Annotated in this window: 9 protein-coding genes and 1 other annotated feature; of the genes, 5 read left to right on the forward strand and 4 right to left on the reverse strand. The window is 40.5% G+C overall.

Going from position 1 to position 13,266, the window contains the following annotated elements; genetic code table 11:
* Nucleotides 1-46: 46 nt before the first annotated feature.
* Nucleotides 47-1,651, reverse strand: coding sequence for an ABC-F family ATP-binding cassette domain-containing protein (locus JTI58_RS20845; RefSeq protein WP_205443472.1), 1,605 nt, complete (start codon nucleotides 1,649-1,651; stop codon nucleotides 47-49).
* A gap of 595 nt (nucleotides 1,652-2,246) precedes the next feature.
* Here JTI58_RS20845 and JTI58_RS20850 point away from each other — a divergent pair.
* Complete coding sequence (locus JTI58_RS20850) at nucleotides 2,247-4,133, forward strand: FAD-dependent oxidoreductase (RefSeq protein ID WP_205443474.1); 1,887 nt, start codon at nucleotides 2,247-2,249, stop codon at nucleotides 4,131-4,133.
* 17 nt (nucleotides 4,134-4,150) lie between these two features.
* Here the strand turns inward: JTI58_RS20850 and JTI58_RS20855 are convergent, their stop codons facing one another.
* Both JTI58_RS20855 and JTI58_RS20860 read right to left on the reverse strand, forming a co-directional pair.
* Complete coding sequence (locus JTI58_RS20855; RefSeq protein ID WP_205447498.1) at nucleotides 4,151-5,338, reverse strand: MFS transporter; 1,188 nt, start codon at nucleotides 5,336-5,338, stop codon at nucleotides 4,151-4,153.
* A 124-nt stretch (nucleotides 5,339-5,462) separates the two neighbouring features.
* Nucleotides 5,463-5,762, reverse strand: coding sequence for an ArsR/SmtB family transcription factor (locus JTI58_RS20860; protein ID WP_131520404.1), 300 nt, complete (start codon nucleotides 5,760-5,762; stop codon nucleotides 5,463-5,465).
* Nucleotides 5,763-5,875: 113 nt separating this feature from the next.
* Nucleotides 5,876-6,095, forward strand: a binding site (T-box leader).
* A 44-nt stretch (nucleotides 6,096-6,139) separates the two neighbouring features.
* On the opposite strand from JTI58_RS20860, the gene argS reads away from it, so the two are divergent.
* From argS to recQ, 4 genes are all read left to right on the forward strand, one after another.
* Nucleotides 6,140-7,813 (forward strand): arginine--tRNA ligase, encoded by a 1,674-nt coding sequence (gene argS, locus JTI58_RS20865; protein WP_205443475.1) that lies wholly within the window; start codon nucleotides 6,140-6,142, stop codon nucleotides 7,811-7,813.
* A 130-nt stretch (nucleotides 7,814-7,943) separates the two neighbouring features.
* A complete protein-coding gene (locus tag JTI58_RS20870; protein ID WP_205443477.1) occupies nucleotides 7,944-9,125 on the forward strand; it encodes an MFS transporter in 1,182 nt (393 codons plus the stop codon).
* A 248-nt stretch (nucleotides 9,126-9,373) separates the two neighbouring features.
* Entirely contained in the window at nucleotides 9,374-10,477 is a 1,104-nt protein-coding gene (locus JTI58_RS20875; protein WP_205443479.1) for a TcaA NTF2-like domain-containing protein, read from the forward strand.
* A 7-nt stretch (nucleotides 10,478-10,484) separates the two neighbouring features.
* Nucleotides 10,485-12,263 carry a DNA helicase RecQ gene (gene recQ, locus JTI58_RS20880; RefSeq protein ID WP_205443480.1) on the forward strand — a complete coding sequence of 593 codons (1,779 nt, stop codon included), beginning with the start codon at nucleotides 10,485-10,487 and terminating at the stop codon, nucleotides 12,261-12,263.
* A 70-nt stretch (nucleotides 12,264-12,333) separates the two neighbouring features.
* Here the strand turns inward: recQ and JTI58_RS20885 are convergent, their stop codons facing one another.
* The gene (locus JTI58_RS20885; RefSeq protein ID WP_205443482.1) at nucleotides 12,334-13,242 is read right to left on the reverse strand and encodes a LysR family transcriptional regulator; all 909 of its coding nucleotides are present in this window, start codon (nucleotides 13,240-13,242) and stop codon (nucleotides 12,334-12,336) included.
* Between the last annotated feature and the right edge of the window lie 24 nt (nucleotides 13,243-13,266).

Raw genomic sequence — 13,266 nt, forward strand, 5'->3', positions numbered from 1 at the left:
AACAAAAAACCCTCTACCAGCAATGGGTAGAGGGTTTTTGTAAAGCTTAGCTTAAGCCTTGGCTATCTTTCCACTCTAAAAATTCATCATATGTTAATTGCTTATCTAAAATCGAGCCGTCTTCACGGATTTCGATGACACGGTTAGCGATTGTTTGAATGAACTGATGGTCATGTGATGTGAAAATCATCGCGCCTTTGAAACGAATTAAGCCTTCGTTCAATGCTTGAATAGATTCAAGGTCAAGGTGGTTCGTTGGTTCATCTAATAAAATAACGTTTGCTGTCGCAAGCATCATTTTGGATAGCATACAACGTACTTTTTCGCCCCCTGATAGAACAGCAGGGGATTTTTTCACTTCTTCACCAGAGAATAACATACGTCCTAGGAAGCCACGTAGGAAGCTTTCTGTTTCATCATCTGGAGAATATTGACGTAGCCATTCCACTAATGTTTTCTCAGAACCTTCAAAGTACTTGTCATGATCGTTTTCGAAGTAGCTTTGAGATGTCGTTACACCCCATTTAAATGTGCCAGCATCCGCTTCTTTTTCTTCCATTAAAATATCAAGAAGTGCAGTTTTCGCCATAGGGCTACCAAGTAAAACAATTTTATCTTCTTTGTTCAATGAGAAGCGAATGTCCTTGAATAATGTTTCACCTTCATTACTTGCCGTTAGGCCTTCTACTGTTAGGACATCATTACCGATTTCACGACCGATTTGGAAGTTGATGAATGGATATTTACGGCTTGATGGCTTAATATCATCCAGCTCAATTTTATCCAGCATTTTTTTACGAGATGTTGCTTGCTTCGATTTAGAAGCATTCGCAGAGAAACGTGCGATAAACGCTTGTAATTCTTTAATTTTCTCTTCTTTTTTCGAATTTTGGTCTTGTGCCATTTTTTGCGCTAATTGAGAAGATTCATACCAGAAATCATAGTTCCCTACATATAATTGGATTTTAGAGAAGTCCAAATCCGCAATATGTGTACATACTTTGTTTAAGAAGTGACGGTCATGGGATACAACAATAACTGTATTTTCAAAGTTAATTAGGAACTCTTCCAGCCATTGAATTGCCTTTAAGTCAAGGTGGTTGGTAGGCTCATCGAGTAATAGCACATCAGGCTGACCAAATAGTGCCTGTGCAAGTAATACTTTGACTTTGTCAGAACCTTCAAGATCACCCATGAGCATGTAATGAAGATCATCTGAGATACCTAAACCGTTTAATAGTGTAGCCGCTTCTGATTCAGCTTCCCAACCGTTTAGCTCTGCAAATTCACCTTCTAGCTCTGCAGCACGCATGCCATCCTCATCTGAGAAGTCTTCCTTTGCATAGATAGCATCTTTTTCTGTTTTCACGTCATAGAGGCGTTTATTCCCCATAATGACTGTGTCGAGCACTGTATGCTCATCGTATTCGAAGTGGTTTTGTTTCAGGACGGATAAACGTTCGTCCTTACCCATCGATACATTCCCTTCCTGTGCTTCAATTTCGCCAGAAAGGATTTTTAAAAATGTTGATTTACCAGCACCATTTGCCCCAATTAAACCGTAGCAATTGCCTGGTGTGAATTTTATATTTACGTCTTCAAATAGTTTACGATCGCCATAGCGAAGACCTACATTACTAACTTGAATCATGCAAGTTCCTCCTTTTTTCACAATGGCTCTAGTATAGCATGAAATATGTTCCATAGTCTATAAACATTATTAAATCAAGGTTTGGCGTTCTTTCCACATTTTTTGTTAAACATAAACTGAATAAAGATACAATAAAAAATTTAATTTGGTGTAACTTTCTGCGAGCGTGAGGCGTCTATATTGTAGTGTGATTAACTATTTTTGAAAAAGAATAGAAATTTTACATCATTTACCATGGGGATTTTAGTTGCTTCTTCACAAAGGTATCGTCTAAAATGATTCTGACTGTTTTTTTATGTCAAGTGAATCATCACTGGTGCCCACAAGCCCATCCCCGTTTTGAATGCCAGCTATTCGTTGCTCTTTCATTCATACTAGATTGATGTTGCTAAAGTTAGGATAAAAACATCACAATCCTCATAAATGATTTCATTCATTTATCTTGATGATAATTTCATAGAGAATACTGTAAGCAAAAGCATTATTCGTTTGCGGTAATGATATGCCTGCATTCAACTAGGACATTCAGCCCTTGAGGCGGGAATGATGATTAAATAAACACATCGATGGAAATTTTAACAATTGGAGGTATATTATGGGTAAGGGCTTATTATGGACAGCCACTTGTGTAATAGTAGTTTTACTTGGGTTTGGTAGCTACTATTTTATTAAAGATATAACAAACTCTATGGCATACAATAAATTAGTGGATGAGTATAAAAAGCCAGAACCAATTGAACATATAGAGGCAGAATATGATGTCATTGTCATCGGTGGTGAACCAGAGGGTGTGGCTGCGGCGGTGGCTGCTGCACGAAATGGTGCGAAAACATTGCTGGTCGAAAAACGACAAGAGTTAGGTGGATTATTTACATATGGTATGCTGAATTTCCTCGACATTCCTCGTGATGGCCATAACAACTCGATTAGTGAGGGGATATTTAAGGAATGGCATGAGCTTGTTAGAGGGAAAGACGCTTTTGGCATTGTAGGTGCTAAGGCTGCCTTTAAAAAGCTGATCGATGAAGAGCCTAACTTAACCTTATCCGTGCAAACCGAGGTCGTGAAAGCGAATGTCAAACAACAACAATTAACGTCTGTGGAATTAAAAAATGAGTACGGTACATATGTTGTGACAGGAAAATCATTCATTGATGCCACACAGGATGCTGATTTTGCTGCCATGTCGGGCGTTCCTTTCTTTGTAGGTGGGGAAGATATTGGCATAAAGGATAAACGCATGGCTGTGACCTTAATGCTGCATTTAAAAAATGTCGATTGGGATGAAGTGAAAAAAGCAGCTAAATCCAATGTATTTGGCGGTGCCAATTTAAATCATACCGTTATGTGGGGCTTTACAAAGCTGCATGATGAATACAAGCCTCTGCAAGAGGGCACAAGGTTACGAGGGTTGAATTTAGCACGTGTAGATGATGAATATTTCATTAATGCCCTACAGATTTTTGGTATTGATGGCTTGAACGAGCCTTCAAAACAAGCGGCCATTGTCGCAGGGAAGAAGGAAACGCTACATATTCTAAACTATTTACAAACAAACTTCCCTGGGTTTGAAAAGGCTGAAATTGTTAGCTATCCAGAAGAACTCTATGTACGAGAAACGAGACATATTTGGGCAGAGTATCAATTACCAATGGCTGACCTTTGGAAAAATAGTGATCAGTGGGATAGCATTGGGATTGCCTCTTATCCAGTCGATGTGCAAGCACAAACACCTCATGATTACGGCTATGTGATTGCTGCACCAAAGCAATATGCCATTCCTTTCCGTTCGTTAGTACCGAAGGACATTGATGGCTTACTGGTTGTCGGACGCTCTGCAGGTTATTCATCACTCGCGGCTGGTAGTGCCCGCATTGTTCCAACAGGGATGGTGACAGGTGAAGCGGCTGGGACTGCGGCTGCTCTTGCACAGAAGCATGATGTAACCTTTAGAGACATGAGCAAGGATAAAAAATTAATCGCTACGTTACGAGAGCAATTGACTAAACAAGGTGCCTATGTCGATTCATTTTCTGTAGACTATCCATATCAAGGGGAATGGTATGATGAAGCTATTCAAACGCTCATTAATTATGGCCTTGTAGTGGGTGGCTATGATAATGACTTAAAAGTAGACAGTAAGGCGACAAAAATAAAGTTTGCTAAAATGTTAAAAGAGAGTATGCTACGTGCTGGTGGAGAAAGTGCATCAGGAATGAAGGATCAGCTCGAAATTGTCATCAATAAAGTTTATAATCAAGGCGATGAAGCTATTGAACGAGATGAGCTAGCCCAGTATTTGGCTGATGTCCTCATCGGTGAATCCAATGCGACTAGCTGGGATACATTAGTTGAAAAAGGAATGGTCACGGAGCAGGTAGCCAAAAAAATCGCTGACAATAAGGAACTAAAATTAAAAGAGATGTATGCCATTATGGCTGATGTTATTCATTATGTAGAAAAGAAACACTCCTCTTCTTGAGGAATGTTTCTTTTTTTCTATTGTTTATCCTTTTGATCCAATTGATAGCTTATATATGTTAGCACGGAAGCTATGAGTGCTAAAATCCCACCAGCCCATGATAGTTTGTCTAGACTACCCGTGGCTACAACAACCCCTCCAATTGCGGCACCTAATGCAATGCCCACATTAACGGCTACAGGGGTTAACGAGGATGCAAAGTCTTTGGCAGACGGGGAATACCTTTCTGCTAGATCCATGAAGTATAGTTGAACAGTTGCATTCACAGCATAAAGCATGACAGCCATTAACATAATACTCATGAGTCCCAGCCACGTGGAGGACATCGTGAAATAGAGGGTAAATAAGATAATGGCCTGAAAGATGAATGTATAGCGCAATTTACTAAGACCGTTATGTTGAGCGATCTTGCCAGCTAAAAGATTACTAAAGATTGAAAAAAAACCATAGATTAAGAGAACAATACTGATATATTTCGTATCAATCCCAAGTTTGTTTTCTAAAATTGGCGTAATAAAAGTATAGATTGTGTATGTTCCAGCAATCGTAAAAACAGGAATGAAGAATGCTAGAATGATTTTAGGTTGCTTAAATAAACTTAATTGGTCTGATAGCGAACCTTTTGTTCCTTTACTATTCCGAGGTAGCACAAAGAGGCTGATGACAAAGGCAATCCCTCCTAATAGAGCCGTTAACCAGAATGTCATATGCCAATTACTCCATTGACCCACCATCGTTCCTAGCGGTACACCCATAACGTTGGCAATCGTAAAACCAGCAAATAGTAAGGCAATGATAGAGGATCTTTTTTCCTTCGGCATACAATCATTTGCTAAAGACATAGATAATGCTGTTAGCACACCGCTGACAACAGCCGTAACAACTCTAGAAGTCATTAAAATACCATATGAGCTAGCTAAGGCACTTACTATATTTCCAAGTATAAAGATAGCAATGAACAGTAACATGAGTGGATATTTTGCAAATCTACTAACAAAACCAGTTAAGATAGGTGTACCAATGGCATAGGCAATCGCAAATCCAGAAACCAAGGAACCAGCAGTGGCAATGGTAATGCCTAAATCTGTCGAAACCTCTGTTAATAATCCTACAATGACAAATTCACTTGTTCCCATGACAAAAGTTAATAATGTTAAGGTAAAGGCTAAAATTTTATGTTTATGACTAAGTGTATTTTCTTTCATCAAATAATGACGCTCCTTTTATATTTATATATCGAGAATAATCGATATATTATGCGAAACCTAATCAGTATAGCGTATCTATTTATCGTGAATAATCGATATAATAACTAAAACAGAAACCCAATTAATCATTTTGGGTATCTGAGACAAGAAACGAAGCAATTTGATGAATCGTTTCTTCTTTTAATTTATAATATGTCCATTGACCATGACGAAAAGATTCGAGAAGTCCAGCTTTTTGCATCATATTTAAGTAGTGAGAAACGGTTGATTGAGAAGTTTTAGCTTTCTCTTGAATATCACCAACACATACGCCTCCTTCGATACTCACTTTTGGGAAATGTTTCTCAGGTTCCTTCAACCACTGTAAGATGTTTAGCCTCGTCTCGTTTGATAACGCTTTGAAAATTTCAATTGGTTCCATATGACGATAATATATCGAATTATCTCGATATGTCAATTGCTAAGTACCGTCATTTTACAGTAAAAATGGTTGACGCCAATAAGGAAGTCCGGTAATATATGTAAAAATCATAGAAAAATTCGATGAAAAAGAGAGTAATTGATGGGATGACTGGCAAGCGAGTTAGGGATGGTGTGAGCCTAATGCAGGGACCATGAATGAAGCGCACTTTGGAGAAGATTCTCGAACAAGTAGTAGAGAATAGCGGGGCGTCACCTCGTTAACAATGGAAAGTGGTCATGTCACATGGCAACTAGAGTGGTACCACGGGATTATCATGCTCTCGTCTCTAATTTTAGAGGCGAGGGCTTTTTTATTTGGATAGGAGGAGAATCAAGATGAATAAACAAATCGCGGACAGTATAGCAGTCGCATTAAATCAACAAATAACAGGAGAGGAAATATTGTCATTATTAGAAAAACCAAAAAGCTTGGAGCTAGGGGACGTGGCCTTTCCATGCTTTACCCTAGCAAAAGTGTGGAAAAAGTCTCCACAAAGTATCGCAGCAGATATAGCAAGTCAATTAAACCATGACAGTATCCAGCGTGTGCAAGCCGTTGGAGGCTATGTCAATATTTTTCTAGCTCAAGAAAAGGTGACGCAACAGGTGTTAAGCAAGATTCTGCGCGACAAGCAACAATATGGCACTATGCCAATAAAGATGGAAGCAGTCGTCTTGGATTTTTCATCTCCAAATATAGCGAAGCCATTCTCGATGGGACATTTACGTTCAACGGTCATCGGCAATGCCTTAGCAAATATTGCAGAGAAAAATGGCTATCAAGCCATTCGTATCAATCATTTAGGGGATTGGGGTACACAGTTTGGTAAGCTGATTGTTGCTTATCAGCTATGGGGAAACAAACAGGCCATTTCAGCGTCACCGATTGAGGAGCTATTAAAGATTTATGTGAAGTTTCATGAAGAGGCAGAGCAAGACCCAACACTGAATGAGCAGGCTCGTGCCGCCTTTAAAGCATTGGAGGACGGTGATGCAGAGGCACTGGCATTGTGGCAATGGTTCCGAGATGTGTCATTAGTAGAGTTTCAAACAATATATGAGCTGTTAGGAATTGATTTTGATGCCTTTACAGGTGAAGCCTTTTACAATGACAAAATGACACCTGTTGTGACAGAGCTAACAGATAAAGGGCTCCTCGTGGAATCAGACGGAGCGTATGTTGTGGAGATGGGGGAGATGCCTCCATGTTTAATAACGAAAACGGATGGGGCCACACTTTATGCAACGCGTGATTTAGCAGCCGCCCTGTATCGCCAACAGCACTACCAGCCCAAAAAGATGTTCTATGTCGTTGGCAATGAGCAGTCCCTCCATTTTAAACAGCTTTTTCAGGTCATCGAAAAAATGGGCTATCCTTGGGCAAAGAGTCTACAGCATGTCCCATTTGGTATGATGCTGAAGGATGGTAAAAAAATGTCGACTCGTAAAGGCAAAGTGGTGTTATTAGCTGATGTGCTAGCAGAGGCCATTGCGACGGCGAAGCGTAATATTGAGGAGAAAAATCCTCATCTTCCAAATAAAGAGCGAGTAGCACAGCAAGTGGGCGTTGGAGCAGTAATTTTTAATGATTTAAAATACCACCGCCTAAACGATATTGAATTTTCAATTGAGCAAATGATGAATTTTGAAGGGGAAACAGGACCATATGTGCAGTATACGTATGCGCGTATTTGCTCCATTTTAGACAAAGCAAATGCACCATCTCAAGACATGATATTCACACCATTAGGTGAGCAGGCTTGGCCGATTATCTTATTACTGGAGCAGTTTCCAAAAGCGGTAGCTATGGCTTTTGAGCAGGCTGATCCGTCCCAAATAGCGAAATATGCCTTACTACTGGCACGTTTATTGAATAAATATTATGCACAGCACAAAATATTAGCAGATGATGAACAACAAGCATCACGTCTCGCACTTTGTCATAGTGTGGCCATTGTCTTAAAAGAGTCTTTAGCCTTATTGGGTATTGAATCCCCTGAAAATATGTAATGAACATTAGCCATTTAAAAGCAAACGGTCCAATCATTGACCATCCATCGAAAACATGGTAAAAGGATAGAGGAATCGATGCAAGTTTTTCATAAATGAATGTTGCGTAATAGTAGAGAGGATCGAATAAATGGCTAAAAAACAATGGACCGTTTCACTCACCTTAGTGGTCATTAGTATATTTTTTGTAGCACTCAACATGAGACCAGCCGTCACGGGAATAGGACCGCTTTTTAATGTGCTGATGACATCGTTACATGTCTCGACTACAAGCATCAGCTTTCTTACATCCATCCCCGTTTTTTGTATGGGCTTGTTTGCACCTTTGGCTGTCCCGCTACAGCGAAAAATGGGCACGAAATCAGCTATCACCCTTTTAGTGACCCTCCTTGTTGTCGCCAATGGTCTACGCTTTTTCCAAGCAAGCTATTTCTTGCTCATCGTGACAAGCTTCGCAGCAGGCTTAGCGATTGCGATGATTGGTCCTATTTTAAATGCTTATATTAAGAAAAAGTTTCCCGAACGCTTCACGACAGTTATCGGTATTTATTCATTCGGTATTGGCGTAGGGGCTACTTTAAGCGCAGCCTTAACCGTGACTTTTTATCAGGGGTTCGGTAATAGCTGGACAGTCGCCCTCGGCATGTGGTCAATACTCGCCGTAGTCGCGCTCGTTATCTGGCTATGGGCGATTCCATCCGGGCACAACGAGCAGCTGCAACAAGTAACTGCGACAGAACATGCCCGTAATCCGTGGACATCTAGACGTGCTTGGGTGATCCTCTTGTACTTTGGTTTACAAACGTCGCTCTTTTTCTCGATCATGTCATGGCTCACACCGCTACTACAGGATAAAGGCCTGTCATTAGAGGCAGCAAGTGCCATGTTGACCATAATGTCCGTTGTGCAAATGATAGGGAATATGACGGTGCCACTTCTCATGGAAAAATGGCCTAGTCGAATGGCCTGGCTACTAGTGCTAAGCTTTGTTGGCGTGATTGGATTTATGCTACTGTGGCTCACATCGGGTACGTACCTATGGCTGGCTATTTTATTAATTGGCATTATGTTAAGTGGACTATTTCCAATCGGTCTATTGTTGCCTCTTGATGAAGCCAAAAATGATCAGGAGGCCACGAGCTGGTCATCCATGGTGCTAGCAGGTGGCTTTATGGTAAGTGCGATTATCCCCATCCTAATAGGCGTTTGCTATGATTTAACAGGTAATCATACATGGACGTATCTGATCTTTGTCCTATTAATGATTGGCATTTTGGCAACGACTGGACTGCTAAGAAAAAAAACATCGTAAGAGACATGTGTGACGTTGCACATGTCTTTTTTAGTGAAAATTATTTTGAGGGTATGATATCCTTCCATTCTCACAGCAAATTTCGTCTTCCCTCAATATTAATAGGTAGAAAGAAATGAATTGAGCATAGTAGCTGCATTTTTCTAATATTGATAATTTCATAATAATATTATGTAAACTTGAAACATCCTCACGCCTTGATTATGATAGAGAAGAGAGAATGTTGAATAGAAAGTTTTGGTGAAGGTATGTATAAAAAGATGCTCGTTTTAGGAGCGACAGCTTTACTTGTAGCAGGCTGTGACAGTCAAATAGGTACAGGTTGGTTTCAAAATAAAAAGGCAGACGTGCAAACAGAGGGAGCGGTGACGAAGCAACAGGAAAAAATTGTGCCAGAGGTCAAAGTAATTGGAGAGCACGGTGTTGGTGCAGGTATTATTATCAAGCAACAGGATGATCAACTGTATATTTTAACGAATGGCGCACTGGTGGCATCCAAACCAACTGCCCTTGTTCAATTTGGTGAGGACAAGCTGGTAGCAGCAACTATTCATGTCATGTCAACAGCCTATAATATGGCCATGTTACGAGTATCCTATCAAGCGGATGTGCAAGTGCCTAATCTCTATGAAGGTGAGCTCAATCAGCTAGCTGTTTATGTGAATGGTTTACCTTATACGATTCAAAAATACCAAGATAAGGTAGCGGCCTATTTTATAAAAGCAGAACAATCCATACCTCTAGGAAGCCCTGTCATGGAGGCTGAAAATGGAGCCATTGTCGGTCTTTATTTTAATCGACAACAGCAGGGAGAGTCCCAGCCATACATATTGCCTATAAAGGAATTTCAATCATCCATTGATGAATGGATTGACGAGGGCATGACAGCTAGTGTACGACTATCCCAATCGAAAAATTTATATCCCTATATCGAACAAGGGGATAAAGAAGCTGTACAGCAAGCAATCGCACAATATGGAGAAAATGTATTTGCGTATAATACCGATGAAATTAAGCTATTTTTAGATACGTTTCACAAGCATTTAAAGGGGGCAGTGACAACTCAGGATGCAAGTGTCATGAAACCCATTGTCGGGACAGAGGCGATACAGGAAACCTTGGCTAGTATGGTTGCCTACTATGCTTCCAAACAAGCCAAAATTCATTTCGCTGACACGGACATTCAGGATATTCGCGTAGAAGGACAGCGTCTCATCGTGCAAGCCAAAACGGAATATATGCTGACGAATGCTGCTGGACAGGAGGCACTTGCCTACTCCAACATGCTGTATGAGCTAGAAAAAAATGAACAGGGCGAGTACAAGCTACTTGGTCTCACAAATGAGGAGTGAATTTTGCATGGAGCAAGCAAGACAAATGCTACAGCATCATTTTGGCTATGAAACCTTTCGCCAAGGTCAAGAACAAATTATTGAACAAACATTACAAGGGCAATCAAGCCTTTGTGTCATGCCAACAGGTGGAGGGAAGTCCATTTGCTATCAAATTCCAGCGTTAATGCTTGAAGGGTTAACCATCGTCATTTCACCTCTGATTTCACTGATGCAAGATCAGGTAGAGGCTTTACGAACGGCTAACATTCCAGCAGCCTATATCAATAGTACGCTGACGGCACAGGAAGTGGATGAAACTATGCAACTTGCGAGTGCGGGGTATTTAAAGCTCCTCTATATTGCACCAGAGCGACTAGAAAGTACTACGTTTCTTCAAGCATTGTCGTATTTATCTGTGCCATTACTAGCGATTGATGAGGCTCATTGTATATCGCAATGGGGGCATGATTTTAGACCAAGCTATCGTTCCATCCACAAGCTTTTTAAGCTATGGCCACAAAAGCCCACAGTTTTAGCACTGACAGCCACTGCGACGCCAGCAGTTTGTGATGATATTCGTCAATTGTTAGCGATTGATGAGCGAGCAACGGTCATGACAGGCTTTTCGCGTGAGAATTTGGCGCTTTCGGTGTTAATTGGCGAAAATAAAGAACGCTATATAAAAAATTATGTACAAAAAAATCAACAGGAAGTCGGCATCATTTACGCTGCCACTCGAAAAGCAGTAGATGCGATTTATGATATGCTGAGTCGCTCTGGTGAAGCCGTTGCAAAATATCATGCGGGTCTATCAGAGGACTTGCGAATGGCTGAGCAGGAGCGATTTTTAAAAGATGAGGCACGTATCATGGTGGCAACGAATGCTTTTGGTATGGGTATTGATAAAAGTAATGTACGCTTTGTGTTGCATTATCAAATGCCTCGTAATATGGAGAGCTATTACCAAGAAGCGGGTCGTGCTGGGCGAGATGGTCTGCCAAGTGCGTGTATTTTATTGTATGCTTCAGGCGACGTCCAAACACAGCGTTTTCTTATTGAACAAACACAGGATGAAGCGCGTATTACCCAGGAGCTAGCCAAACTTCAAACAATGGTGGATTACTGCCATACAGAGGGCTGCCTCCAAAATGCGATTTTATCGTATTTTGGGGAAGAGGAGGAGGAGCCTTGTGGGCGTTGTAATAACTGCAATGATGGACGAGCAGTAACAGATGTGACGGAGGATGCACAAAAGGTGCTAGCCTGTGTTGTACGCATGGGCCAAAAATTCGGTAAGACCATGGTGGCACAGGTGTTAATTGGCTCTAAAAATCAAAAGATAGCTGAATTTGGCTTTGCCCGATTATCGACCTACGGCATCTTAAAGGGAAAATATGCCTCAAAGGATGTATCCAACTTTATTGAATTTTTAATTGCTGAGGGCTTGCTTGCCGTGAAGCACGGTACATTCCCCACAATTTATGTGTCAGCAGAAGGCAGGGAGGTACTGCTTGGCAATCGACAGGTCATGCGCAAGGAAGCTGTCACGGTGAAGAAGCTGGTGGATAATGATCCATTATTTGAACATTTACGTGTGCTACGGAAAGAAATTGCCGACGAGGAAAAGGTACCGCCATTTGTTGTATTTTCGGATAAAACGTTACGTGAAATTTGTGATAAAAAACCATCCGAGCTTGATGGGCTACGACATATTAGTGGGATTGGTGAAGTAAAATTCGAAAAATACGGCATTCGTTTCTTTAATGCGCTCCAATCTTATTTGGAAACACCATCGAATAGTTAAGTTCCATTGAAGTGCTTAATTCATAAGAATTAGGCACTTTTTTTATTGGGCAAGCACCTTAAAGACGCTCTTATTCTGATTTGGCGATATTCGCTTTCAGGTATTTTAAAAACTCTTTTGCTGCCAAAGAGAAATGCTTTTTCTTAGACCGTACCCATCCAAAGGAACGTTTATTGGATTCAAAATTTATTAAGGGTATGGGGACAATCTCTCCATTCGTAACATAATGATCATCCTGTAAAGCTATATCCATCAAAAAGGTGATGGCTAAGCCCTCTGCAACGGCTTTTTTAATGACTTCGGTATTGTTAGTGGTAAATAAAATATTAAGAGGGCCATACTTATTCATAAATTTTGTAATAGAATCCTTCCATATTACCCCATCATACATGACAATTGTTTCATGGATTAGCTCCTCAGGTGTGATATAGTCACTAAATGCAAGTGGAGAATGCTTGCTGACACATACCATGATTTTGCCCTCTAGTAAGGCTTCGAAAACCAATTCTTCATGCGCATTCCAATCAATATCATCAAGCATCGCTAAGCCAATATCGATCTTCCCTTGAATCACTTCTTCAATAATCGTTGGTGACTTTTTTTCGGTCATATGGATACGAAAGGAAGGGTAATCTTTTTTAAAGCTTGTTAACGCTTTAAGTAAAATGGGCAGAAAGAAGCTAGGGCTAGCCGTTATATTCAATTCCCCGTTTATGAGGGAGGTTTGCTCTTGTGCTTCTTCCTGTATTTCTTCCAACTTCATCACAATTTCATAGGCTTTTTTTATGATATTTTTCCCTTCGGCTGTTGGTATGGCGCCTAGCCGTGAACGTGTAAACAAGGAAATACGTAATTCTTGCTCTAAGTTCGTAATGGATTTACTGATCGTTGATTGTGAAACATGAAGATTCTGTGCTGCGATGGAAATCGATCGTGTTTTAGCTACCTCAACAATATATTTTAATTGCTCTATATGCACAATCATCCCTCTTTTTATATGAAT

The sequence above is a fragment of the Lysinibacillus fusiformis genome, from assembly GCF_016925635.1.
Lineage (GTDB): Bacteria > Bacillota > Bacilli > Bacillales_A > Planococcaceae > Lysinibacillus > Lysinibacillus fusiformis_F.

Excerpts from the sequence above, each read along its gene's own strand:
- JTI58_RS20845 (WP_205443472.1), bottom strand. The coding sequence starts at position 1,651 with ATGATTCAAGTTAGTAATGTAGGTCTTCGCTATGGCGATCGTAAACTA.
- JTI58_RS20850 (WP_205443474.1), top strand. The coding sequence starts at position 2,247 with ATGGGTAAGGGCTTATTATGGACAGCCACTTGTGTAATAGTAGTTTTA.
- JTI58_RS20855 (WP_205447498.1), bottom strand. The coding sequence starts at position 5,338 with ATGAAAGAAAATACACTTAGTCATAAACATAAAATTTTAGCCTTTACC.
- JTI58_RS20860 (WP_131520404.1), bottom strand. The coding sequence starts at position 5,762 with ATGGAACCAATTGAAATTTTCAAAGCGTTATCAAACGAGACGAGGCTA.
- argS (WP_205443475.1), top strand. The coding sequence starts at position 6,140 with ATGAATAAACAAATCGCGGACAGTATAGCAGTCGCATTAAATCAACAA.
- JTI58_RS20870 (WP_205443477.1), top strand. The coding sequence starts at position 7,944 with ATGGCTAAAAAACAATGGACCGTTTCACTCACCTTAGTGGTCATTAGT.
- JTI58_RS20875 (WP_205443479.1), top strand. The coding sequence starts at position 9,374 with ATGTATAAAAAGATGCTCGTTTTAGGAGCGACAGCTTTACTTGTAGCA.
- recQ (WP_205443480.1), top strand. The coding sequence starts at position 10,485 with ATGGAGCAAGCAAGACAAATGCTACAGCATCATTTTGGCTATGAAACC.